At 70.9% G+C, this 24,167-nt stretch carries 21 protein-coding genes; 9 read left to right on the top strand and 12 right to left on the bottom strand.

Annotated elements, in window-relative coordinates; genetic code table 11:
• Window positions 1-127: 127 nt before the first annotated feature.
• The 3 genes from ACI791_RS05905 to ACI791_RS05895 all read left to right on the top strand — a co-directional run bounded on the left by ACI791_RS05905 (window position 128) and on the right by ACI791_RS05895 (window position 2,764).
• The gene (locus tag ACI791_RS05905; RefSeq protein ID WP_456585189.1) at window positions 128-1,159 is read left to right on the top strand and encodes an OmpA family protein; all 1,032 of its coding nucleotides are present in this window, start codon (window positions 128-130) and stop codon (window positions 1,157-1,159) included.
• Between the two features lie 184 nt (window positions 1,160-1,343).
• Entirely contained in the window at window positions 1,344-1,559 is a 216-nt protein-coding gene (locus ACI791_RS05900; protein WP_456585188.1) for a hypothetical protein, read from the top strand.
• Window positions 1,560-1,723: 164 nt separating this feature from the next.
• On the top strand, window positions 1,724-2,764 hold the full coding sequence (locus tag ACI791_RS05895) for a glycosyltransferase (protein ID WP_456585187.1): 1,041 nt from the start codon (window positions 1,724-1,726) through the stop codon (window positions 2,762-2,764).
• On the opposite strand, the gene ACI791_RS05890 is transcribed toward ACI791_RS05895, so the two are convergent.
• Both ACI791_RS05890 and ACI791_RS05885 read right to left on the bottom strand, forming a co-directional pair.
• Entirely contained in the window at window positions 2,734-3,915 is a 1,182-nt protein-coding gene (locus ACI791_RS05890) for a glycosyltransferase family 4 protein (protein WP_456585186.1), read from the bottom strand. The genes ACI791_RS05895 and ACI791_RS05890 overlap by 31 nt on opposite strands.
• A 196-nt stretch (window positions 3,916-4,111) precedes the next feature.
• A complete protein-coding gene (locus ACI791_RS05885; RefSeq protein WP_456585185.1) occupies window positions 4,112-5,560 on the bottom strand; it encodes a hypothetical protein in 1,449 nt (482 codons plus the stop codon).
• Between the two features lie 314 nt (window positions 5,561-5,874).
• Here ACI791_RS05885 and ACI791_RS05880 point away from each other — a divergent pair, with 314 nt between their 5' ends.
• Window positions 5,875-6,399, top strand: a complete 525-nt coding sequence (locus tag ACI791_RS05880; protein ID WP_456585184.1) for a YdcF family protein — start codon at window positions 5,875-5,877, stop codon at window positions 6,397-6,399.
• Between the two features lie 63 nt (window positions 6,400-6,462).
• On the opposite strand, the gene ACI791_RS05875 is transcribed toward ACI791_RS05880, so the two are convergent.
• From ACI791_RS05875 to ACI791_RS05850, 6 genes are all read right to left on the bottom strand, one after another.
• On the bottom strand, window positions 6,463-7,464 hold the full coding sequence (locus ACI791_RS05875; RefSeq protein WP_456585183.1) for a GNAT family N-acetyltransferase: 1,002 nt from the start codon (window positions 7,462-7,464) through the stop codon (window positions 6,463-6,465).
• 79 nt (window positions 7,465-7,543) lie between these two features.
• Window positions 7,544-8,857 (bottom strand): lipopolysaccharide biosynthesis protein, encoded by a 1,314-nt coding sequence (locus tag ACI791_RS05870; RefSeq protein ID WP_456585182.1) that lies wholly within the window; start codon window positions 8,855-8,857, stop codon window positions 7,544-7,546.
• A 26-nt stretch (window positions 8,858-8,883) separates the two neighbouring features.
• Complete coding sequence (locus ACI791_RS05865) at window positions 8,884-9,597, bottom strand: sugar transferase (RefSeq protein ID WP_456585181.1); 714 nt, start codon at window positions 9,595-9,597, stop codon at window positions 8,884-8,886.
• Window positions 9,594-10,751, bottom strand: coding sequence for a DegT/DnrJ/EryC1/StrS family aminotransferase (locus ACI791_RS05860; RefSeq protein ID WP_456585180.1), 1,158 nt, complete (start codon window positions 10,749-10,751; stop codon window positions 9,594-9,596). Before ACI791_RS05860 ends, ACI791_RS05865 begins: the two co-directional genes overlap by 4 nt.
• Window positions 10,748-12,589, bottom strand: a complete 1,842-nt coding sequence (locus ACI791_RS05855) for a polysaccharide biosynthesis protein (RefSeq protein ID WP_456585179.1) — start codon at window positions 12,587-12,589, stop codon at window positions 10,748-10,750. Before ACI791_RS05855 ends, ACI791_RS05860 begins: the two co-directional genes overlap by 4 nt.
• A 127-nt stretch (window positions 12,590-12,716) precedes the next feature.
• Window positions 12,717-14,180 carry a polysaccharide biosynthesis tyrosine autokinase gene (locus tag ACI791_RS05850; protein WP_456585178.1) on the bottom strand — a complete coding sequence of 488 codons (1,464 nt, stop codon included), beginning with the start codon at window positions 14,178-14,180 and terminating at the stop codon, window positions 12,717-12,719.
• A gap of 497 nt (window positions 14,181-14,677) precedes the next feature.
• On the opposite strand from ACI791_RS05850, the gene ACI791_RS05845 reads away from it, so the two are divergent.
• Together ACI791_RS05845 and ACI791_RS05840 are read left to right on the top strand one after the other, a co-directional pair.
• On the top strand, window positions 14,678-16,111 hold the full coding sequence (locus ACI791_RS05845) for a hypothetical protein (protein WP_456585177.1): 1,434 nt from the start codon (window positions 14,678-14,680) through the stop codon (window positions 16,109-16,111).
• Complete coding sequence (locus ACI791_RS05840; protein ID WP_456585176.1) at window positions 16,108-17,049, top strand: NAD-dependent epimerase/dehydratase family protein; 942 nt, start codon at window positions 16,108-16,110, stop codon at window positions 17,047-17,049. The genes ACI791_RS05845 and ACI791_RS05840 overlap by 4 nt, the downstream gene beginning before the upstream one ends.
• A 20-nt stretch (window positions 17,050-17,069) precedes the next feature.
• On the opposite strand, the gene ACI791_RS05835 is transcribed toward ACI791_RS05840, so the two are convergent.
• Both ACI791_RS05835 and ACI791_RS05830 read right to left on the bottom strand, forming a co-directional pair.
• Window positions 17,070-18,638: an FAD/NAD(P)-binding protein gene (locus ACI791_RS05835; RefSeq protein ID WP_456585175.1), complete on the bottom strand. Its 1,569-nt coding sequence runs from the start codon at window positions 18,636-18,638 to the stop codon at window positions 17,070-17,072.
• The gene (locus ACI791_RS05830) at window positions 18,631-19,380 is read right to left on the bottom strand and encodes an acetyltransferase (RefSeq protein ID WP_456585174.1); all 750 of its coding nucleotides are present in this window, start codon (window positions 19,378-19,380) and stop codon (window positions 18,631-18,633) included. The genes ACI791_RS05835 and ACI791_RS05830 overlap by 8 nt, the downstream gene beginning before the upstream one ends.
• Window positions 19,381-19,729: 349 nt before the next feature.
• Between ACI791_RS05830 and ACI791_RS05825 the strand changes: the two genes are divergently transcribed.
• The 3 genes from ACI791_RS05825 to ACI791_RS05815 all read left to right on the top strand — a co-directional run bounded on the left by ACI791_RS05825 (window position 19,730) and on the right by ACI791_RS05815 (window position 22,569).
• Window positions 19,730-21,049 (top strand): UDP-glucose dehydrogenase family protein, encoded by a 1,320-nt coding sequence (locus ACI791_RS05825; RefSeq protein WP_456585173.1) that lies wholly within the window; start codon window positions 19,730-19,732, stop codon window positions 21,047-21,049.
• Window positions 20,998-21,609, top strand: a complete 612-nt coding sequence (locus ACI791_RS05820; protein ID WP_456585172.1) for a sugar nucleotide-binding protein — start codon at window positions 20,998-21,000, stop codon at window positions 21,607-21,609. The genes ACI791_RS05825 and ACI791_RS05820 overlap by 52 nt, the downstream gene beginning before the upstream one ends.
• Window positions 21,610-21,684: 75 nt before the next feature.
• Window positions 21,685-22,569, top strand: coding sequence for a hypothetical protein (locus tag ACI791_RS05815; protein ID WP_456585171.1), 885 nt, complete (start codon window positions 21,685-21,687; stop codon window positions 22,567-22,569).
• Between the two features lie 231 nt (window positions 22,570-22,800).
• Here the strand turns inward: ACI791_RS05815 and ACI791_RS05810 are convergent, their stop codons facing one another.
• Together ACI791_RS05810 and ACI791_RS05805 are read right to left on the bottom strand one after the other, a co-directional pair.
• Window positions 22,801-23,208, bottom strand: coding sequence for a hypothetical protein (locus tag ACI791_RS05810; protein ID WP_456585170.1), 408 nt, complete (start codon window positions 23,206-23,208; stop codon window positions 22,801-22,803).
• Window positions 23,209-23,318: 110 nt separating this feature from the next.
• Window positions 23,319-23,939, bottom strand: coding sequence for a TPM domain-containing protein (locus tag ACI791_RS05805; RefSeq protein WP_456585169.1), 621 nt, complete (start codon window positions 23,937-23,939; stop codon window positions 23,319-23,321).
• Window positions 23,940-24,167 lie beyond the last annotated feature (228 nt).

The following is a 24,167-nucleotide window of genomic DNA, read 5'->3' as shown; positions in this document are numbered from 1 at the left end:
GTCGGCCCTCGGCGCCGGGCCTCTTCTCGCCGCCGTTCTGGCGGGATGCGGAGGTAGTGCCGAAGCAGCGCCCGAGGCGCAGGTGCCCAGTGGCGCCCTCGCCATCGTCGTGGGGGGACATGCCAACATGACTCCGCCCGAGCTGGCCGGAGCAGCGGCCAGCGCTGTGGACATGGCCGTCACCCAGGAGTCCTACTACTCCGTGGTGGTCGCCGACGGCGCGCCGTACGTCGCTGCTTCGGGAGTGCTGGAAGTGACTGGCGAGACCGTGTCCGCGCAGGAGGACCAGCGGGCCGCCAACCGGGAACGCATCGAGACCGCGACCGCGAACGCCAAGGCCAGGACGCCGGAGACGGACCTGCTCGCTGCCCTCAGGGTGGCCGCCGACAGCATCGCGGATCAGCCTGGGCACCACACCATCGTCGTCCTCGACTCGGGACTGTCGACCACGGGCGCGCTGGCCTTCACCCAGCCGGACATGCTCGACGCCGTTCCGGAGGAGGTCGCGGACACGCTCGGGGACGTCCAGCAGCTGCCGGCACTCACCGGCACTTCCGTGATCTTCGCGGGCCTCGGGGACACGGCCGCGCCGCAGGTCCCGCTGCACCGGACGCAGGAGGCCCGGCTGGCGGCCATCTGGGCCGCGGTCGCTAGCGAGGCCGGCGCGTCGGACGTCCAGGTCCAGGCTGCAGCCGAGCCGGCTGGCACGAGTCCGCCGGCGGATCTGCCCGCGGTCACCCCGGTGGCGGTTCCGCCGGGATACCAGTGCAGCGGCAACACGATGACCATCACGGGTGGCCCCTTCATCTACTGGCCCGACACCCCCGTCTTCGTCGATCCCGGCGCGGCCGAGGACGTGCTGCGGCCCGTGGCCGAGCAGATCAAGGACCGTGAGCTGGAGGTCATCCTCTTCGGCACCGCTGCCAACCTCGGGACCCCCGAGGGGCAGAAGCAGTTGAGCAACGACCAGGCGCAGGCGGTGGCCAATGTCTTCCTCCGCTTCGGTGTACCGGTGGAGCAGTTGGCCGTCGAAGGGCTCGGCACCGAGTTCCCGGGCTACCAGCCGGACCGGGACGCCCAGGGGTACCTCATCCCCGCCGCGGCAGCGGCCAACCGTTCGCTCCAGCTCCAGTTCTCGGGCCCGGTGACGTGCGACTGAGCCCCGGCGGCCGATCGGTACGGCGCCGTCCGGGGGGGGCGAAGGGTCGCATCCAGGAGTGGGCCGGCTACCCCCGTTTTAGTGATTTTCTGTAGTTGCTCGTGTTCATGGGGTAGTTTAGTGGTGGCCGCAGCGTGAGCCCACAGCTCCGGGCCCAGCTGTCCCCCATGACAAGGAGTCACCGATGAGCGGGGTTCTGATCGCCGCGGTCGTATGGTCGGTCCTCGTCCTCCCGGTGGCCCTCGTCATCGGGCGCGTGCTCTGCTGGGCGGATCGGCTCGACGCCACTCCGGCGAGGGTCCGGCCGGCGGCGGGTGCAGCGCTGCTGCGGACCGCGCGGCGGATCGGCGATCGGGTACGGCGGAGGCAAGCTCGACTGATCGGTGCTCGCGGCGCCTGACGGTCCCCTGTGGCACCAGGCCGGGTGAATCGACCCGGCCGGGGCTCGTGGGCCTCGTGCGCGCTTATACAGTGAGCGACGTGTCAGCTCGAGGATCCGTGACAGGGGGCGGCGCGCAGCTGGTCGTTGCTTCCTCCTACGGACCGGGAGGCGCCAGTAGCCGGGTGAGGGTCCTCGACTGGCTGCGCTTCCTCCATCTGGAGGCCGAGGTCTGGAACTACCTCGGCACGTCGAACGTCCGGCCCCGCACCCTTGCCCGCAACCCGCTGGCGGTCCTCCGTGCCGAAGCGCGCCTCCGGCGGATGGCGCGCCGGCCGCCGCCTGAGCGCCTGCTCGTCTCCCGCTCGATCGGTCCGCTCAGCGGAGGCCGCCTGGAGGCAGATCTGCTGCAGCGGGCAGGCTGGGGCGTCTACGACTTCGATGACGCCATCTACGCCGGGAACCGCACCGGCATCCACAGGTTCGTCGGCCAGTCCGCCGGATGGGCGCGGGCGGTCCGGAGTGCCGACCTCGTCATCGCAGGCAACTCTCACCTCGCCGAGGCAGCGGCAGCCCTCAATCCGAACGTGCAGGTCATCCCCAGTTGTGTGGATCCGACGAGCTACCCGCAGAAATCGGACTACACGGTGGGAGAGGTGCCACGGCTGATCTGGATGGGATCTCCGTCGACCGAGCCGTACCTGGAGACCATCGCCCCAGCGCTGCGGGAGGTCCACCGGCTCACCGGCGCGCGACTCACCGTGGTCAGCGCGGGGGAGCGCCCGCTGGGCGAGCTGACACCCATGACCGACCGGGTGGCGTGGGACGGTCCTCGGACCGACGTGCTGCTGGCGGACGCCGACTGCGGCATCATGCCGCTGCCTGACACTCCCTTCACCCGCGGCAAGTGCGCCTACAAGTTGCTGCAGTACGGTGCCGCCGGGCTGCCTGCCGTCGCCTCCCCGGTGGGCGTCAACGCGACCGTCCTCGCCCAGCTGGACGGGCACGCGGCGTCGGACACCGACTCCTGGGTGGACGCCGTCGTGGCTCTGCTGCAGGAACCCGAGCCGGCCCGCCGAGCGCGTGGCCGCACCGCCCGGCGGGCCGTGGAGGACCACTACAGCTTCGCCGCCTGGCGCCCCGCCTTCCTGGCCGCTCTGAAGTTGCCGGACGGGGCGGCCGGGCCGTCGGTGGCTCAGACCGACCCGGACGACCCGCGGACGTAGACAGCCTCCAGACCCGACCAGATGGTGGCCGGCTGGAAGTCCCGCAGTACGCGCTCACGGGCCGCGCGACCCGCGGACAGGACCTGGTCACGGTTCGTCGCGCATGTGCGGATCGCGTCCGCCAGCTGCCGGACGTCACCGGCGGTCACGAGCCAGCCCGTCACTCCGGGGACCACGGAGTCCCGGGCGCCGGTGGCCGTGGTGGTGATCGCCGGGACCCCGGCCAGGGCAGCCTCGAGGACGACGTTGGGAAAGCCCTCCTTCCGGGTGGGCAGGCACAGGACGTCGATCCCCGCGTAGATCTGGTCCAGGTCGGAGGTCCAGCCGTCCCGGCAGACCACCCGCTCGCCCAGCGCGGCGATCGCCGGACGGAGCGCTTCGTCCTCGACCGGGCCCACCAGCAGTCCGCGCACGGGCAGGTCGTCGAGCTCGCCCAGTGCCCCGAGAAGATCCTGCACACCCTTGGCGAATGCGATCCGTCCGACGAAGCCCACCACCAGTTCGTCCGGAGTCACTCCCCACTCGGCCCGCGCGGCGGCCGGATCGGCCTCCTCGAAGTGCCACCTCGCGGGGTTGACGCCATTGCTGCTGCCGTGACCGATCACGACCGGCTGGTCGGACGGCCGGAACAGCCTCAGCGCCCGGGCCTCGTCCCGCAGGCTGTGGCTGACGCAGACGACGTCGGTGGCGAGGAGGATGGTCAGCCGCTCGGCCAGCCACAGGATCCTGCGCTGCAGGCCGTGGGTCTCTTCCAGGCGCAGCCCCCGCAGGATGTAGACCCGGCGGGGAACCCGGGTCAGCCACCCGGCGACCGCCCCGAGCAGGCCGGCCTTCGGCGTCCCGACGTTGATGACGTCGGGACGCACCCGGAGCAGCAGGACGACCCACCGGAGGAGCGCGACGAGATCGCGCACCGGACTGACCTCGCGCTGCATCGGCAAGGAGTGGGCGACGACCTTCTCCCGCTCGACCACCACGTCCAGCAGGGGCCCCGGCGAGGTCGCCAGGTGCACTTCCCAGCCTTGCTCCCGGAACCAGCCGAGCTGGCCACGCAGCAGTGTCGCCGCCGACTCGGGGACCGTGATGCCGTACAGGATGCGCCCGGGGCCCCCGGCCGCGGACCGTGGACCGGACTTGAGTCGATTTCTCATGGCACCTTCCATCGCTGTGCGCGGGCCGTGTGGGGAGCGCCGTCGGGTCCGGAGCGCGCAGGCCGGCCCCTTCTCCGGCAGGCCGACAGCCGGGGCGGGCGACGTGAAACCCGAATCGGCAGCCTCGACCCGCTCATCCTGCCGCGGCCGGGTGCCCGGGCAGCTCCCGGTGGCTCGGTCTCCTCATCGGACAGCCCTAGGAGGTCGGGAAGCCGACCAGCTCGTTGTCGTGCACGTGGACGTCGTCGACCCCCGTCATCCGCACGCCTACCGGGTCCCCGCACGTTGGCTCGACGAGCTCCGCCTCGTTGTCACGGACGATCACTGAGGAGGCGCGTTTGACCGCCACCGCATCCGTGTGGGAGAGCAGGCTGTTGTTCTCGATCGTCACGTCCCGGGCGTGGATCTTGCTGGACACGAAGCTGATGGCCGGCAGGCATTTGTCCCCGATCTCGCCGGCGTCGGTCATGGTGTTCCCGGCGATGTAGAGGTCGGAGATGTCGTTGTCGAAGGTCTGGTAAGGCGTTCCGACGGAGAAGAAGGCCCAGCCGTGCTCACCGATGGTGTTGTTGGTGTACCGGATGTTCCGACCGGGCCAGTCGTCCCCTTGGACCTCCAGATCGAAGACGTGGTAGGCGATGTTGTTGAAGACGCTGTTGTCGACCGACACGCCGTCACAGGCCACGCAGGAGATGCCCATGCGCCCGACGGTATCCGCGGAGACGTCGCGGATGGTGATGTCACGAGGGATGGTGACCTGGTCCGGCGCCTGCGCGATGGCGATGAAATCCCCGTACGTGTTCCTGCCGTGAACGTTCTCTATGGTCACGGTGTCCGTTCCCCGGATGAACACGTTGTGATCCCACTCGTTCGCCTCGTCGAACTGCGCCACCGGGTTCACCCCGGTCAACCTCATGTCCCTGAGGGTGATGTTGCTGCCGTACTGCAGCCACCACTGGGCCCGGTTGGGGTCGTCCTCGGGCATCTTGTTCTTGGCCCTGAAGGTCGTGCCGTTCCCGGCGATGACCAGGTCGTGGCGACCTTCGAGCATGAGAGAGCCGTCGATCCAGTAGCAGGCGTCACGGGGGAAGTCGATGTGGCTGCCGTCCGGGACCGTGTCCAGCCAGCCCTGCAGGTCCTCCGTGACCTCGTCGGAGCAGTCCGCCGTGATGGCGGCGGGGACCTCGTGCCGGGGGAGTGCCTGGTCGCTCGGCTCAGGCTCTCCGTCGGTCTGCGGGCCCGTGGTCGGGACGATCAGCAGGGAGTCGTCCTCCGCTCGGTCCGCACCGGTGCCCCCGTCCTCCGTGTTGTCGGCCCTGACGTCGAGCATCGACTGGCTGCTGACCGCATCGGACTCGGCGGTCACCCGGACGTTGCCGGTGAAGCCTGCAGGCGGGCGGAAGGCCACGACGAAGTCCCCCGCGTCATCCGCCCGCAGGGCAGCGGAACCACTGCCGCCGTCGAAGTCGGCCGACACCTGCACGAGGGCTGACTGCGGGAAGTCGCTACCGGCGGCGATGACCAGACCGTCGTCATGCTCCAGCTCGAGAGAGGGCTCCGCCGCCGGCGCACCCGGGTCCGGTAGCCAGGCGAACGCCAGGACGAGCCCGACGACGAGGACGAGAACGGCCCCCAGGGCGGTCATCAGGCGGCGACGGGAGCGAGGCCGACGCCGGGCGTCAGAGTGCTTCACGGCGCCTCGCTTCCGGATGTCGGGACACGGCGGTCCATGCGTTCACTGACCGTCGCCGGCTCTCCCGTCCGTGGTGGTACCGCTCCGCGCGAGCCGGGAGTCCCCGGGTGCGGTCCCGTCGCCCCGGTGTCCTCAGGTCGGCTTCGCCGTCGCTGCCGGCCAACGTACAACGTAGTGATCCTGCGCCGTCCGCGCCCGGTGGGCCCTCGCCGTGCCGTCGTCGCCGAGGGCCCGTGCTGCCGGCCACGCTGGCACACTTCGGCCCCGTGTGGAGATGGGTCGTGGTGGGGCTCGCCGCACTGGGGCTCGCCGTCATCCTGGCAGTCCGTCTCATCGTCCATCCGTCGACCGGGCCCACGGTGCCGTCCGATGCAGTCGTCCTGCTCGCCGGCGACGCGCACTCGCGACTCCCGGTTGCGCTCCGCCTGGCCGAGAGCGGGCCGGAGGTTCTCGTCGTCTCGGCGGCCGAGGGGGAGGACAACGCGCCGGCACGGGCCCTGTGCCGCGACCCCGGGGACCTGACCGTGCACTGCTTCGTCCCTGAGCGCTCGGACACCCGGGCCGAGGCCCGGGAGCTGGGCCGGCTCGTCGCCGACCACGGCTGGGACCGGATCACCGTGGTGACGAGCGCGTACCACCTCCCCCGGGCGGGGATGCTGGTCCGCCGGTGTACCGATGCCTCCGTGGAACTGGCCGCGCCTGGAGAGCGCATGCCGGTACGGCGGTGGATCAACGCGATCGCCCACGAGTCCGCCGGCCTGACGGTGGCAGTGATCGACCGGTCGTGCTGATCTGCCCCGCGCCGGCCTTCGGAACCGGGATCCGCTGCGGTCCGGCCGTGCCCGCTCCGGGGGTCATGCGCTGCGGCGCCACGGCGGGAAGAATCCGCTCGTCGATGCGGTGCCGGCGAGCGTGCGGTAGCGATCAGGGTCGTGGACCAGTTTCGCGATGTGGAAGGGCAGCGGCCTGCTCGCGAGGTCGTAGCGGTGCTTGAAGACGAACAGCGACGAGTCTGCGCTGCCGCCGAGCCCTCCGCCGAGATGGAAGGTGGACATCTGCCGGGACTGGGCCCACTGCGCCGCGGCCAGGAAGCATCGGTTGGAGGCGCCGATGTTCCGCGCGAGGTCGTCGGAGCCGCCCAGGTGGTAGTGCAACCACGGCCCCTTCGCGAAACACAGGAGTGCGGCCACGAGCCGGCCGTCGAGCCGACCTTCGACGAGCACGGGCTCGAGTGTGGCGCTGTGGGTCAGCAGCTCGTCCCAGTACTCGTCGGGGAAGTAGAAGAACGATTCGGCCTCCAGCCGGCGCATGGTGACCTCGTACAACCTGCGGAATTCGTCCAGCGAGGTGGGGGCGGCCAGGACCGAGACCTCCAGGCCCGCGCGGTCGGCTCGTCGCGCTGCCCGGCGGTGGTGCTGGTGCATGTGGCTCACCAGATCGCGGCCGGGGGTGACGTCCCACGCCACGGTCGCTCCTACGTCCACGACATCAGCGGTCGGCGGTACCAGCCCGGCATTGCCGAACAGGGGATGCAGTCGCAGGAATGTCGACACCACCCCGTTCTCCTGGCCCCACCGGTCGAGGGCCCGGCCGAACGCGGCGATGCCACGGTCCGTGCGTGCCACCGGGCCGCCGTAGCCGTAGGCACTGATCGCGTCCCAGCCGTCCCCGTCCGGAAGCGGACGCAGCAGCAGGGGCAGCGCCACGTCACCGTCCGGGGAGAGGAAGTGCAGCAGCACCGGCCTGGAGCCGGGCGGTTCCAGCAGCGCCGACACGGCGTGGTAGGCGGCCGAGGTGTAGGTGTCCAGCGCTCCCAGGCCGGCCAGGACGCTGTCCCACTGCGCCGGGGGGACCACGCGCACATCCCCCACCGACACCACCGGGGCGGCGGGCGGTGGATCGGGGTGCGGCTGGAGATCGGAGGCCATGATCGTTCTACGCTTCACGTGGGCGGGAGGTGCCGGTCATGCTCCGCGCCATGCGCAGCCGCGCTGTCCCGGCCATCACGACGTAGGTGACGACGACCCCGCTGGCGATCCCCACGGTGCCGATGACGTGGTACCCCGCCGCCGCGGCCAGCACCAGAGCGACACAACCCACGAGTGCGCCGATGGCACCCGTGCGCAGGTCGCGGAGCCCGGCGCAGGCTGCCGAGTCGACGTGGTAGCTGGCGTAGGGCAGGGCCGCGACGCAGAGGATCGGCAGTACCTCGCGCGCCGGCAGGAACTCCTCGCCGAGGAGGATCGGGATGGCGAACCAGCCCAGGAAGGCGACGGCCAGGGCGAGGGCACCGGTGAGAGCGAGCATCCTCAGGCGCATGCGTCGCCACGCCTCGAGGTCTCCTGCCGCCGCGACCCGCCGCGTCAGCAGGGGGGTCAGGGCCACGGGTGCGACCCAGGCGATCTGGGCGAGGGACGACGCGACGGCGTAGATCCCCACCTGTGCCGATGATCCGGTGGCGCCGAGGACGAGCCGGTCGCCGTTGACGACGAACGACTGCCCGAGTGCGGCGACCATCGCGAACCTGCTGATGCTCACGAAGCCCTTGGCTTCCCGCAACCACTCCCTGGTCGTCACCGACCGCTGTTCCTTGGCCCAGGTGTCCGCGCGCCGTCCCACGGCGATACGGGCAGCGATCGCGCCGAAGTAGCAGAACGCCCCGATGTACAGGGCCGTCACCGGGGTGAGCACTCCCAGCCCGAATGCTGCCGTGATGAGCAGCAGCTGGAAACCCGCGCTGCCCACGTCGACGGCGATGGTCGTCCGGTGCCGACCGAGCCCGTGCAGGCCTTCGCGCAGCAGGTGGGCACTGAGCGCAGTGGCCGAGTAGACGACGAAGGCGATCGCGAGGTCGGCGCCGCCCGAGGTGAGGGCGAAGAGAACGGCCAGGCCGACCGTCGCGCTGAGGAGGAGGTGTGGCCCGGTCAGCAGCGCTGACAACGCCAGGAAACGTGGCCAGGTCCACCATCGGCCGACCTCGGCCAGGATCACCCGGGATGCCTGACCGGCACCGAGACTGCTGACGAGCAGCATCAGCGTGGCGATGGTCGTGGCCAGTACGAGGTCGCCCCGGTCCTCGGGGCCCAGGAGGCGGGCCGAGAGCAGGGCCACGCTCATCTGCACGGCCATCTGCGCGACCGACCAGAGCGGCAGTTGGAGGCCCCGCACCAACGGCCGCAGCCGGCCGCCACGCGGCGGCCCGGGCTGCGCTGCCACCTCCGCCCGAGTGCCGGCGGACACCGTCGTCACGGCGTCATCCGTCTGATGCGCTGAGGTCATGCAGCATCGTTCCGGTCGGCGCCGACTGATCGCCGGTCGGCGTCCGCCCGGTGCCCGGCGGGGTCGCGACCATGCCGGCCCTCGCTCGCAGTGCCCTCGCTCCCGGTGAACAGTTGCATGGTGGCCAGACCCGGCGCGGAGATGCCCTGGCGGCGGAGCACCGTGACGAGCGTGGCCATCAGGATGCGGGCGTCGAGCCGCGGCCCGAGGTTGTCGACGTACTCGACGTCGGCGGCGAACTTTTCGTCCCAGCTCAGCGCGTTGCGTCCTCGGACCTGGGCCAGCCCGGTGACACCAGGTCGTACCTCGTGCCGGCGAAACTGCTCGGGGCTGTACCTGTCGAGGTATTCCATGAGCAAGGGCCTGGGCCCGACGAGGCTCATGTCCCCCCGGAGCACGTTCCACAACGTGGGCAACTCGTCGAGGCTGGTGCTCCGGAGCCAGCGGCCGAAGCGGGTGAGGCGCTGAGCGTCGGTGTCGACCGTGTCGGAATCGCCGAGGGACCGCATGGTCCGGAACTTGACCAGTTCGAACGGTCGGCCGTCCCGGCCGGGGCGCATCTGACGGAAGAGGACGGGGGACCCGACGTCGCACCGCACGGCGACGGCGACGACTGCCATCACCGGCGCCGAGACCACGAGCCCGGCGCCCGATACGACCAGGTCGATGCCCCGCTTGACGCCGAGGTAGGCGCGACGGCGCGCGGTCACCGCTGGCGCCCGAGGAACGAGCGCGTGCTGGACAGGACGTGGTCGACCTGCTCGGTGGTCAGCGCAGACCCGCTCGGCAGCGTGAGCCCGCTGCCGAACAGGAGGTCGGCCGAGCCGTTGAGATAGGAGCGGGCACCGGTGAACACGGGCTGGCGGTGCATCGGCTTCCACAGCGGACGGGATTCGATGTCGGCGACATCCAGCGCGACCCTCAGATCGTCCGCCGACCAGCCGGCCTCCCGGGGATCGACCAGGATCGCGGTCAGCCAGCAGTTGTCCGCCCGGTCGCCCGCACGCTGGAAGATCCGGACCCCGGGAACGCCGGTGAACAGCCGGGTGTACTCCTCACGCAGTCGCCGGCGGCGTCCGATCATCTGGTCCAGCCGCTCGAGCTGGGCCAGGCCCAGGGCGGCCAGGACGTTGCTGAGCCGGTAGTTGTAACCGATCTCCGTGTGCTCGTAGTGCACAGCCGGCTGCCGTGCCTGCGTGCTCAGATAACGCGCTCGGGCCGCGACCGAGGCGTCGTCGGACAGCAGCATGCCCCCGCCACTGGTCGTCATGATCTTGTTGCCGTTGAACGACAGGGCCGCCATGAGGCCGAAGGACCCCGCCGGCCGGCCGTCGTGGCTCGCCCCGAGCGCCTCCGCCGCGTCGGACACGATCGGCACACCGAAGTGCTCGCAGACAGGGATCAACCGGGTGTAGTCGGCACATCGGCCCAGGAGGTCCACCGGGACGACCGCGGCGACCCGGACGCCGTCGGCCCGGAGCGACGTCAACGCCTGCTCGAGCAGCACCGGATCCAGGGTTCCCGACTCGGCATCGCAGTCGACGAAGACCGGTTCGGCACCGGTGTACACAGCGGCGTTGGCCGTGGCGGCGAACGTCAACGTCGGCACGATCACCGCGGTCCCACGACCTGCCCCCAGCTGGAGCAGAGCCAGATGGAGGGCGGCAGTGCCGGAGGACAGGGCGACCGCGTACCGCCGCCCGCACCTGGCGGCGACCTGTTCCTCGAAGGCGTCGACCATGGGGCCCAGCGGGGCGATCCAGCCGGACCGGATCGCCGCTGCGACCCGTTCCTCCTCCAGGTCGCCCACGTCCGGGGTGGAGAGGAGGACGCGCTCTCGCGCCTGCGTGCTCGGTGCGGTCATCGTGCGACCGTCCGGACCGGCTGCCACCGGTCGTGGGCCAGCGGCTGTCCCGTCGTCCCGTGACGAGGCACCAGGGCTCCGTCGAGGAAGTGCGCCGCCTCGAGGTCGGTCACGGCATCGGGGTCCAGCGGGGGAACCGGGACATGGCTGATCATCGGGTGGACGGGGCGGTCACCATGTTCACCGGCGCCGAGGAGATCTTCGTGCAGCTTCTCCCCCGGACGCAGTCCGGTGAAGAGGATGTTGATCGGCCGAGCCTCCCTGTTGATGAGCTGCGCGGCCACATCGGCGATCCGCACCGGCGTCCCCATGTCGAGGACGAGTGCTTCACCGGCGTTGCCGATGGCCCCCGCCTGGATCACCAGCTGCACGGCCTCGGGGATGGTCATGAAGTAGCGCGTGACGTCCGGATGGGTGACCGTCACCGGCCCGCCCCGTGCGATCTGTGCGGCGAAGGTCTCCAGGACCGACCCGCGGCTGCCGAGCACGTTCCCGAACCGGACGGACAGGTACCGTCCGCTGCTGGTCTGGGCATACGTGGCCGTCAGTCTCTCGGCCATGCGCTTCGTCCGGCCGAGGACGTTCACCGGGTCGGCAGCCTTGTCGGTGGAGACGTTGATGAAGTGGCTGACCTCGACTGAGGTCGCTGCTGCGAGGACGTTCCGCGTGCCGAGCACGTTCGTCTTCCACCCCTCGGCCGGGTACTGCTCGAGCATGTTGACGTGCTTGAGCGCGGCCGCGTGGAAGACGACGTCGGGGCGCCGCTGCCCGAAGAGCTCTCGCAGGGCTTCGGCGTCCCGGATGTCGGCCAGGATCGCCTGCGGGAGGTCGAGCCTGGCCTCCCCGAACATGGTGAGCTGGAGGGCGTGCAGAGCGGACTCGTCCCGGTCGAGCATCATGAGCTCCTCGGGACCGAACGTGGCGATCTGGCGGCACAGCTCCGACCCGATCGAGCCGCCGGCTCCGGTCACCAGCACCCGCTTCCCCGTCAGGTAACCGGCGATCTCGTCGACGTTCGTGTCGATCTGACGGCGGCCCAGCAGGTCGGCGACGTCGATGTCCCGCACGTCCCGGATGCCGACCCGGCCGTCGAGGAGGTCGGCGAATCGCGGCAGCACCTTGATCGTCAGCCCGGCCTCGGTGGCCGGCTTGGACAGCTCCCGGACGAGTGCGGAATCGGCCGAGGGCAGGGCGATGATCAGGACCTCCGCTCCGGTGGCCGCCACTGCCGCGGCGATCCGCTCGCGGCCGCCGAGCATGCGGACCCCGCGGATGCGCACGTGCCGCTTGTCCGGGTCGTCATCCAGCAGCCCGACCGGCAGGTACGGGCTCTGCGGGTCGCTGAGCATCGACCGGATGAGTTGGTCACCTGCGTCGCCCGCGCCGAAGACGAGGGTGGGGAGGCCTGTCCGCGGCCGGACGGCCCCCTCCCGCTGGCTCCGGATCACCAGCCGCACCGCCATCATGAGGACGAACGAGAGCGCGGCACCGATGGGGGGGACGCTCAGCGGCAGCAGCCGGGGTGTTCCGGCGGCGGCGTCGAGCACCAGGACGACGAACGCGGTCACCGCGATGGCCGCCGCCAGGGCCTTGAGCTCTTCGGCCCTGCCCACGCCGTAGCGCCCCTGGTGCAGGCGCAGCAGCACAGAGGCGGTGCAGAAGACGACGGTCGACACGATCATCCCGGCCAACAGCCCCTGGGCGTTCGCATTCCCCAGCGACCCCTCGTACCGGGCTGCCGTGGCGAGCACGAGGCCCGCCTGCAGCGAGAGCACGTCCACCACCAGGATCAGGTAGCGGATGACCTTCCACCGGGACGGCCAACTCTGCGTCGTCACGCCGACATCCCTTCATCCGAGGGTCCATGGCTCTCGTACGGGCAGCTGCATCGATCGGGGCGGGGCCACACGTCGGCGGCGGACAGCGGGGAGCACCTCCGAGTCCCGGCGGGCATCGCCGGCCGGGTCATTCCTGGACCCGCGACGGCACGGGGACGGGTGGGTGGGCCTGGCGACTGCCCGCACGCTCCTCATCGGACGTGCTGAGGGGCGAGGGGGCACGCCGGCGCCCGGAGTCCGCCGCGTACCTGCGCCTGCCGCCCGGCGCCGCGATCGCCTTCTTGGGCACCCGATTGAGCACCACCCCCAGCAGGTCCGCGCGGACGCGGGTGACCGCGGATGCGGCTTCGACCAGGTGCTCCCGCTTGGTCGAGGCGAACTCGGCGACGAGCACGCAACCGTCGGCCAGCACGCTGAGGGCGGCCGCGTCGACCACCGGCAGGAGGGGAGGAGCGTCGATGATCACGAAGTCGTAGGCCTCACGCAGTTGCGAGAGCAGGCGGCGCATCTGCGGGGAGCCGAGGATCTCGTCGCTGTCGACGGACAGGGGGCCGGCGTCGAGGACGCTGAGCCGGCTGTCCGTCCACCGCTGCGTCGCCTGGTGCAGGTCGGCCGTGTCCGCCAGGACGTCGGTGAGTCCCGCCCCGTCCTCGGTCAGCCCGAGATAACGGGCGACTCGCGGTCGCCGGAGGTTCGCGTCCACCAGCATCACACGACTGCCCGACCGGGCCAGCGAGACCGACAGGTTGACGGCGACCGTCGAGGTGCCCTCGCCGCTGTTCGAAGCAGTGACCACGACCACGCGCGGCGGAACGGTGGGATCGCCGTGCTGCAGCTTCAGCCGCAACGCACGGAAAGCCTCCGCTGCCGGTGAGTGGTCCCCGGCACCGTAGGCCACGTGGTGCTTGGCCAGGCTCCGGTCCGCGGCCACTCTCCCGAGGACCTCGGTGCCCGCGGCGGCACGGATCTCCTCGTCGGTGCGGACGGACCGGTCCAGCCGGCCGCGGAGAAGGGCGAGAGCTAGTCCCAGGACGAGGCCCAGGGCCGCGCCCACCGCAAGATTCCGGACGATGTCGGGGCTGACCGGCTCGGGGTTGAAGTCCGCAGCCTGGATCGTGCGCACGTCGACGGCCGGGATCGCCGCCCCGGCTCTGGTCTCCAGATCGGTCACCTGCTGGACGAACTCGCGGGCCACGGCGGCGGCGATCTGCTGGGCCCGCTCGGGGGACGTGTCGGTGACCCGCACCTCCAGGACCACCGTGCCGGGCAGGGGAACGACCTCGATCTGCTGGAGCAGGTCCTCGGCACCCGTTTCGAGCCCGAGCTCGTCCACCACCGCGCCGGCCAGTTCCTCGCCGGTCAGGATCTGGACGTACGAGACGGCGCGCTGCTGCGAGAAGAGATCGTTGTTGTACGGGTTCGTCGTCGTTCCTGGGGTGTCGACCGCAGAGACGAACAGCTGTGTCTCGGACGCGTACGTGCGTGGAGTGAGCGCGCTGATCAGGCCGGCTGCGGCGAGTCCCACGAGCAGTCCGGCGACGATCAGGCCGACTCCCTTGCGGATGGCTCCGAGCGCGTCGTTCAGTTCCAAGTGCTCCCCGTTTCGACACCTGGGAGCCCTGGCCGGGCCCCGTTGCTCCATCGTCCTGCCGCTCCTTGATCGGCGAATACGCACCGTAGTGCCAGTCCGGTCGAACTTGGCGGGTGCGCTGCGCGCCGCGTCGAAAAGCATGCCACGCCGGCTGGGGGTCGAAGCCGAAAAGCGCTGGTCATCAGGGCATCCCCCGGCGGTCCGGGGGATCTCACTGAGCGTAACTGCGGCTTGTCGTTTCGGAAACGACCCGGTGTAGTTGCAGAGCGTGATAACTCCTCGTCACCCGTCCGGGGGACAGCCGCCCACCGTGATCGCGTCCACCGGGTCCCCGTCACCTCTGCGGACCCGCGAGGGGGGACCCGCGGCGCGCGCCGCGGAGTCGCCGCGCACGAGCCGGGGGTTCCCGGCGGGGCGGAGCGTCGGGGGTCAACCGATCCGGTGGTGCCGATTCCGGCCGTACTGCAAGCGGGGCGATGTCGTTAGTGTGACCCGTCGTGAGGCGAGGCGGTGTGGATGCGTGGCGCTGGGTGGCGCTGCTGCTCTTCGGGTATGTCCTGGCCCGGCCGGTCTCGACGAACTACATCCTCGTCCCTGTCCTGGCGGGGCTGGGCGCCCTGGCCTTCGGTGCGATGCTCATCGCTCGTCGCCGGCTGGCCGGACCGTTGGTTCCGGCTGTCCTGACGACATTCGTGTTCGCCCTGGTGGGGCTCGCCGTGGGCACCACGAATCCGGGCTTCATGGGCGGACTCCTCGTCTTCGTCGCGGCGCCGTTGCTCTACTGGATGATCGTTGCAGCCGTCGACGAGCGGATGCTGCGGATGGCCTTCTCGGTGGCAGCCGTCGTCACCGTCTTCATCGGGGCGACGATCACCATCTACGTCGCCCAGCAGACGGGCAGCTTCCCGGCCGTGGTGCCGGACTGGATCCTCGAGCAGTACGGCGCCGGCTTCGGCGACGGCGATTACACCCAGGTCCGCTTCTACGGTCTCTCCACGCTCATCGCGACGGGACCCATGTGGATCGCCTCCCTGCTCGTCCACCGGGATCGTCTCCTTCCGCCGTGGTGGCTCCGGACAGCGGCCGCGGCGGCTGCGACCGCCGGCACGCTGGCCGGTGGGCGCAGGGCTCTCGCCGTCGTCCTCGTCCTGGCCCCGGCGCTCGCATGGCTGCTCAAGTTTCTCCTCACGCCGCGGGGGACCCCACGGTCACGGGCGGAGAGGGCCGGAGTCCTCGTGGTGGGTGGCCCAGCCGTGGCCTTGCTGGCGCTCGCCCCCGGCAGTCCGTTCAGCGGGATCCTCGGTGCCGCCTGGGGAAGTCTGCTGAGCTATGTGACCGGCGACTCCGTCGCCGGCTACAGCGCGTCCGAGGACCGGCTGCGGACGTTGCAGGCGGACAAGCTCCTGGACGCGTGGGCGCAGTCCCCGGTGTTCGGCCATGGCTTCGGTGCCACCATCCAGGGGTTCTGGCGAAGTCAAGAGGAACCGTGGCGGTGGGAGCTGCAGTACCACGCACTGCTCTTCCAGACGGGGGTCGTCGGGGCGCTGCTCGTCGTCGCGGGCGCCCTCTTCACGCTCAATGCGGTGGTCCGCGCGGCACGGGCCCGACCCGACCTCCTGCCGAGCCTGGTCGTGGCGTGCATCGCCGCGGCGGGCATGCTGCTCGCCAACGCCTCCAACCCCTATCTGCAGGCGCCGGGCTACGTGTGGGCGATCTTCCTGCCCGTCGCGGTCGCCAACGTGATGCTGATCAGGGGTGGGCACCAGCAGGCTCCGGCGCCCTCCGGGCACCCGTCGCAGGTCCGGCCGGCCGGGCGCAGCCGTGGAGCCGGCAGCTCGGTGAGCGAGCCGCGCAGTGGCCAGCTCGGGTCGACCCTGGTCACGGAAGCGCCGGCAGAGTCAATCGCAGACACGAGGAGGAACCCGACGTGAGCACGCTCATCACCGGAGTAGCCGGGTTCGTGGGCAGCGCCCTCGCCCGGCGCCTCCTGGCCGCAGGGGAACAGGTGATCGGGGTGGACTCCCTCACCGACTACTACGACCCTGCCTTGAAGAAGGAGAACCTCGCCACGATCCCGTCGGAGGGCTTCTCGTTCGTCGGCGAGGATCTGAACGCGGCGGACCTGGACTCCCTCCTCGAGGGGGTCAGGTTCGTGTTCCACGAGGCCGGCCAGCCGGGGGTGCGCAAGTCGTGGGGTGACGACTTCGGGACGTACGTCGACGCCAACGTCCTCGCCACGCAGCGTCTGCTCGAGGCCGCCCGCCGGTCCCCGGATCTCCAGCGGCTGGTCTACGCCTCCTCGTCGTCCGTGTACGGCAACGCGCTGGCGTACCCGACGACGGAGGACGACGTCCCGCGACCGCACAGTCCCTACGGCGTGACCAAGCTGGCGGCTGAGCACCTGTGCAGCCTCTACGCCGGCAACTTCGACGTGCCGACCGTCTCGCTCAGGTACTTCACCGTCTACGGCCCCGGCCAACGACCGGACATGGCGTTCAACCGGTTCATCCGGGCGGCCCTCGCCGGGGACCGGATCGAGGTCTTCGGTACCGGTGAACAGGTCCGTGATTTCACGTTCGTCGACGATGTCGTGGAAGCCAACCTCAGGGCTGCCCGGCAGGACGTCCGCCCCGGATCGGTGTTCAACGTCTCGGGCGGGACCAGCATCAGCGTCAACGAGGTGCTCGAGGTCCTGTCCGGCATGGCCGGGGGGCGGCTGCACGTGGACCGCAAGGAGGCCGTGGCCGGGGACGTCCGCCGGACCGGTGGCTCGGCCGACAGGATCCGGGAGCAGCTGGGCTGGGAGCCCAGCGTGGACATCGTCTCAGGGCTCCGTGCTCAGTGGCGGTCCCTGGGCGGCGACGCCTGAGCCTGCGGGCAGCCAGCCCTTCAGCCGGCGCTGGTGACCAGCGTGCGCGCGAGGTCGGCGCCGAGAGCAGCACCGAACGCACTGATCCGGCCACAGTGCTCCATGTGCCACACCGGCGCGCCGTTGACCACGTTCCCTGCGACGAGGGGACCCATGACGAACAGGCCCGGCGCCGCGGCCAGGGACGTGTCCACCGCGACACCACCGCCCGACGGGGTCAGGCGGCAGAGCCCGTTGATGATGAGCTGCGTCAGCAGCGGCGGCGCGGTCTGCTGGAGGCTCCGCCCCGGGCCGCCGCAGTTGACGACCGCATCGGCGGGCGGCTCGAGCCGGTGGAGGACACCGTCCACGTGGTACCGGGCGCGCACCTGGTGTGGCTCGTCGGCGACCACGTCCACGAACGAGCCCGCCACCACCCGGAGTCGACCTTCCGCGGCGAGGTGATCCACGACCTCGCAGTACTCCCAGCCGGCCCGGCGTTGACGCTTGCCGAGTTCCACCCCCCAGCGGTCGGCGAACTCACCCGTCTGGGCATCGGACAACCGGGGCAGGAGGTGCACTACGGCCTGTGAGATCGGCGCGAGCGTGTCGGTCACCGACAGGCCCGCGGCCTGGCCTCGCTCGATGTCGTCGACAGCGGCCAGGTAGATGGACTGCGCGTCGACGACGTCGGCGTCCTGCAAGGCCTCGAGTCGTTGGGCGGTGAACGGTCGCGGGGTGGCGAGGTCGTCGATCCGCTCGGGCAGCTGGCCGCTGGGTGCGATGACTGTGAACGTCACCGGTTCCGCCACGCCGTCGGCCATGTTGTTCAACTGGTAGAGCATGTCCATCGTGCCGGCGTTGGCGCCGATCATGACCACGTGCGGCGGGCGGTCCTCAGGTCGCCGTGCCACCGCCGCACGGACCCGCTCGACCGCCGTGCTCATGCTGCTGAACGGGTCGTCCACCAGCACGGCACCCAGCCGTCCGACGAGGTCGGACTCCAGCCGCGGGAGTACCGGGGCGGAACCCGTTGCCAGGACGACGCGCCGGGCGCGGAGAGTCCGCCCGCGACAGCTGATCAGGTAACCGCCCTCCGCCGGATCGATCGAGACGACCTCGTCGTGCACCACCTCGGTACTCGCCACGCCGACTGTCTCTGCCCGGGCGACCGACTCCCGGGTGCGCCGCGCCAGGTACTCGCCGAACACGTACCGGGGTAGGAAGAGGGCGTCGAACCGGTCGTTGCGGATCTCGTCTTCGTGGCGCTCCCACCACCGGGCCGAGAAGGGGCCGGCCGCCGAGAGGAACTCGTCGAAGGCCCAGTCCTTGTTCGCGCTCAGCCATTCGGTGAACCGGGCCCGCTCCGCAGCCGGAAGGAAGTCCCGGAGTGCCGTGATGAGCAGCGAGGTGCGCGCGGCGCGGGATCCGTAGGGCACTCCGGTGAACGGGTCCGGGGCCCGTTCCACGACGCCGATGCGGAGCGGCGGGGCGGTGGGGACGTCGAGAAGCGTGTCCAGGAGGGACATCAGGACGTACGACGTCGAGGCACCGGCGCCGACGAACACCAGGTCGTGCTCGCGCGGCTCCATGGTCTCGCTCTCACCCACTGCACTTCTCCTTTGCCGTTCGGCCATGACGACTCACGTGATCGACCAGGCGACTGCTCTCCGGCGATCCCGAACGGAACAGGGCCCAGTCCGGGACGGGCTCTCCGGTTCGGTCGGGCAGGATGCGAGCCGGGTTGCCGACCGCCGTGCAGTGGTCGGGGAGGTCGCGGACCACCACGGTCCCGGCCCCGACCCGGCACCAGCGACCCACTCTGATCTTGGGGATCAGCACCGCGCCGGCCCCGATGTGGGTGCCCTCGCCGATGTGCACGTGCCCGCTCAAGGTGGCGTGCGGGCTGATGTGTGCGTAATCCTCGACGACGCAGTCGTGGTCGATGCTGGCCGCCGTGTTGACGAGGACGTGCCGCCCCACACGGGCATTGGGCTGGATGATGGCGCCGTGCAGCACCACGGTGCCCTCACCGATCTCCGCCGTGGGCGCCACGATCGCCGACGGGTGCACGGCTTGCCCGAAGTGGGCGTCGAGCATCCCGGCGAGCTCGGCGCGCTCCCCGTTGATGCCGACGGCCAGGACGACAGGCAGGTCCATCGCCGGGAACTGGTCGGGGCCGACCCTTCGGATGCCCGGGGTGGCGTTGATCGTCGCCGGGTGCTGGTTGTGCGGCCTGTCGTTGTACTGCCGCCTGACGCGGACCCCCTGAGCCCGTAGGACGTCGATCACGACCTGCGCGTGTCCGCCGGCGCCGTAGACGTCGTACACCGGTCTCTGGCCGAAGGTCATCACTGCCTCATTCTGCTCGCCGGCCGGTGGGGGCCACTCAGCCGCGCATCGTGGGGGCGCGGCCAGGACATCGGTGCGGACCCTATTCGATCGTCGGCCCTGGGCGATCGCCCCGACCACGGGACTTCGGATCGCCTGCCGCGGAATGGGGTCGACTCGGCCGGGTCCTACGGTGGGTCATTTCTTGATCACGAAGAGAAGTCCCTGTCCGTGCCGACCGTCACGAACGAGTGACCGTCTTCGCCAGGGGTGACCGTCCTTCCACACTCCGGTCAGGATCCCTTACCGTGCCGGGTGGCAGTTGTCGCTCGGTCTCCTCCGATGCGGGCGGCCCTGAGCGGAGGAAACGATGCGGATCTCGGTCATCGGCTGCGGTTATCTGGGTGCGGTGCACGCCGCCTCGATGGCCGAGCTCGGCCATGACGTCGTCGGTCTGGACGTGGACCGGGATAAGGTCCGCTCGCTGTCCGAGGCGAAGGCTCCCTTCTACGAGCCTGGGTTCGAGGAACTGCTGGGACGGTCGCTCAGCTCCGGTCGTCTTCGGTTCAGCTCGGAGTTTGACGACGCCGCCGGCTCGCAGGTGCACTTCCTGTGCGTGGGAACGCCGCAGAAGCGCGGGGAGTACGCCGCCGACATGCGGTACGTGGAAGCGGCGACCGAGTCTCTTCTCGACGTCCTCGCTCCGGGGGAGCTGGTGGCCGGGAAGTCGACGGTTCCGGTGGGGACGGCGGCGCGGCTGGCCGAGCTGGTGGAGGGCAAGGTGCCGGGGGCGCTGCTGGCGTGGAACCCGGAGTTCCTCCGCGAGGGGTTCGCGGTGCAGGACACCCTGCACCCGGACCGGCTGGTCTACGGGCTGCCGGCAGGGGAGGACGGCGAGACGGCGCGGAGGCTGCTCGATGAGGTGTACGCGCCGATCGTCGAGCGGGGCACGCCGCAGGTGGTCACCGACTACGCCACGGCGGAGATGGTGAAGACGGCGGCGAACTCGTTCCTGGCCACGAAGATCTCGTTCATCAACGCGATGGCCGAGCTGTGCGAGGCCACCGGTGCCGACGTCAAGCAGTTGGCCGACGCGATCGGCTACGACGACCGGATCGGCCGGAAGTTCCTGAACGCCGGGCTGGGGTTCGGTGGCGGCTGCCTGCCCAAGGACATCCGCGCGTTCATGTCCCGGGCGGGGGAGCTGGGTGCGGACCAGGCGCTGACGTTCCTGCGCGAGGTCGACAACATCAACATGCGGCGGCGGATCCGCATGGTGGAGCTGGCCCGCGAGGTCTGCGACGGGTCGCTGCTGGGCAAGCGGGTCGCGGTGCTGGGGGCGGCGTTCAAGCCCGACAGCGATGACATCCGTGATTCCCCGGCGCTGAACGTCGCCGCCCAGCTGCAGCTGCAGGGCGCCGTCGTGCGGGTGACCGATCCGGCCGCGGTGGAGAACAGCCGCCGGTTGTGGCCGCAGCTGGACTACGCCGACACCGCCGAAGAGGCGGCCGACCGCGCCGACGCCGTCCTGGTGCTCACTGAGTGGAAGCAGTACCGGCAGCTGGACCCGGTCGCCTTCGGCAAGGTCGTCAAGCAGAAGCGGGTGCTCGACGGGCGCAACGCCCTCGATCGCGACGCGTGGACCGCTGCGGGCTGGACCTACCGGGCACTCGGGCGACGGGCGGGGTAGGCGCCAGGCCACCCTCTGTCGATGGTGGAGGCCCGAGGGATGCAGCGTCCCGCCGACTACCGTCCATACCTGCATGGAGACCCGTCTCACGGCGGGCTGAGCGGAGCTCCGCTCCGGGTATCGAGCGGCACTGGCTGGTGCGCACCACCTGGGTGGTGGGAGAGGGGCGCAACTTCGTGCGCACCATGGCCGGGCTCGCCGACCGGGGGATCTCCCCGTCCGTGGTCGACGACCAGACCGGCCGGCTCGCGCTCGCCGCCGATCTGGCCGCCGGCATCGGGCACGTGGTCGGGACCGGCGCCCCCTACGGCACCTACAACCTGACCAACGACGGCGACCCCGCATCCTGGGCCGACGTCGCGGCACTGGTCTTCACCGCCCGCGGCCGCTCCGCCGAGGACGTCACCCAGGTGAGCACCGCCGACTACTTCGCCGGGAGGACCGGCATCGCCCCCGGACCGCTCAACAGCGTCCTCGACCTGAGCAAGAGCGCGGCGGCCGGCGTCCGGATCGGGGACTGGCGCACGCGGCTCACCGAGTACCTGCAGACGCGGGACTGAGCAGGTCACACCCGGTCGGGTGACGTCACCTCGGTAGCGGTCAAGTGCCGGGCCGGTGGGGTCGATGGTCCCGGCGTGACGTGGCTGTGGATTCTCGTCGGGCTGGCTCTGTGGCTGGTGCTCGCGACCCTGCTCGCGCTGGTCATCGGCCGCGGCGTCGGGCTGGCCGATCGCAGCACCGCCGCCGGCTCCCCCACGCTGACCACCGCGGAGGTGCCCAGTTCCTTCGTCGCCGCCACCACGCCGGCTCGCCGCACCCGGCGGCGCGCCGTACCGCTCCCCCCGGTCGGCATGGCCCTCGCCGGGCTCGCCGTCGCGCTCATGACCACCGGCTACGCACTCCGGCTGGCCGGCGCCACCGGTCCCGTCGCTCAGCTGTTCTCGATGGACGCCCCGTCGTCGCTGCCGCGTCTGTACGTGACCGCGCTCTTCGGCGCCGCGGCGCTCGTCGCCATCGCCGGAGCGGCCACCACCCGCCGCAGCTGGTGGCTGGCTGTCGGCCTGGTGGCCGCCGGGATCGCCGCGGTGAAGGCCGGCAGCGCCGTGCACGTCGACGCCGGCACCGCGTTGACCGACGCTGTCGGGGCCACCGGCGCGCTGGTCATCAGTGCCGCGATCGCCACCGCCGTCGTCTCGGCCCTCTGGTTTCTCAGCCGTACCGACCGCCGTGACCGCCGCCGCGTGCTGGGTTCACTCACCGGCTACGCGGTCGCCGCCGTCGGGCTGTCCGCCCTCGCCTCGGTCGTCCCCGGCAGCTGGGTGGTGACCGCCACCTTCGTCGAGGAGGCCGGCGAGGCGCTGGCCGGGGTCGCTTTCCTCATGGCCGCGCTCATCGGGGTCGCTCCGCGGCTGGTGCTGCCGGCCGACTGGGCGCTGCGCCGTACGGCGGATGCCCACAGCCTCGAGGTGGCCGACGTCCTGCCCGGCCGCCCAGCGGCCGGCGGTACCGCGCGGGGCTGACCGCCCGTCGCGATCAGATGCCGGGCCGCACCACGCCGCAGCGGCAGGCGTACGGGCTCGATCCGCCGAACGCGTCAGGGCCGGCCCAGCGGTACCAGCGCACGTGCCAGGCAGTGGTGGAGGGGCGATGTCGCCGATCCGCGTCGGGCACGGTGACCGCCTCCGGACGGGGGTGCATGCAGGGGGGTGTGCCACCCCGTCGCCGTACGGCATGAGCCGTGCCAGCGCGTTTCAGGGGAGAACCTCCAGGGGTGCGATGCAGCACCCGTCGCAGGGGTGGGCCGCGGAGACCCCACCGACCGACTGGAGGTGGACGACGTCGTCCGGGTCGGGGTGCCCGACGCCGTGCGAGCACATCCGGTCGTGGAAGCCGTAATACTCGCGCCAAACCTTCGGCCAGGCCCGCATGTGGTGGTTGCTCGGATGGTGCCGGGAGCAGCTCCGTCCGGCGCACAGGGCGGGGTCGTGCGTGGTGGTGAGGTTCACGACTCCGGCGCCTGCCGCACGCATCGGGACGGACGCCTTCTCCGCGTAGGTGGCCGCCAGGCGCAATCTGTCCGCGACGCCGGGGCGCGGGTGCTGCGGCGGAGCTGCGGTGACGGACGTCGGCTCATCAAGACTCACCGTCGTGATGTTCATGCTGAACAGCGTGGACAGGGCGCCTGCGCTTCCCTGGTGACCTGCCTGTGTACTCCCTGTGCACGGTCGGCTTGCTGGACACCAGTGTGACGCCGACGGTTGCGGTGCTACTAGGACGAGGTGGGCGATGACCTCCGGCGGGAGAGCAGGTGCGCGGCGAGGAGGACGACCGCGACCCCGGCGACGAGCAGAACGGTGGTGGTGGCCGACCACGGAGCGGCTTCGGCTGCGGCTTCCTCTTCGGCCTGGGTGTCCGCTGCCGCCTCGGTCTCCGCCAGGCGCTGCAGCTCGGAGGCCAGGGTGACGACGGCGGCGGACCGGTCGCCTTCTCCCAGGCGCGGCTCCACCTCGCTGGTCATGATCTCCTCGACGCCGCCCTCCGTCAGCGGAAAGGCCTCGTCGACCCACCAGCTGTACTCGTAGGAGGCCTCGCCCTCGGCGACGGCGAGCAGGAGGTCTCTCTCGTCGAGCTCGGACATCTCCGCAGTCCTCTCCGCCCACGCGCTGGGCTCCGCGGAGTCGAACGATGACACGAACACGACGTAGAGGCCGAGGTCATCCTCCGCCGCCAGCTCCCTCACGGCCTCCTCGGCTGCCGCCGTTCCGTCGCCGAGCACGCCGGCCGCGTCGGTGATCTGACCGGTCACTTCCACGGGCGGTTCGGCCGCTGCCGACCCGGTGGCGGACAAGAGGAACGCGAGTGCGCCGAGGACGACGACGGGCCTGCTCAATACAACCTCCGAGGGAACCGGGCGGATCTCACCCGGGGGAGAACTTTACGCACCGGACTGCGTCAATCCAGTGCCGATGGCCGGAACGCATCGCCGACCGGCGGCGGGGGGTCACTCGATCGGTCACCCGTCGAGTGATGTGCTTCTCCCGTTCTCGGAATTGTCCCACTCGCTCTCCCGGCCATTGCGTCCACCGTTGCCGATGAGATGGCGAAATGGGCCGGCTCG

This window comes from Blastococcus sp. SYSU DS0973 (assembly GCF_054051055.1).
The sequence above is the reverse complement of the archived record's forward strand: the minus strand, read 5'-3'. Positions and strand labels throughout refer to the sequence as shown.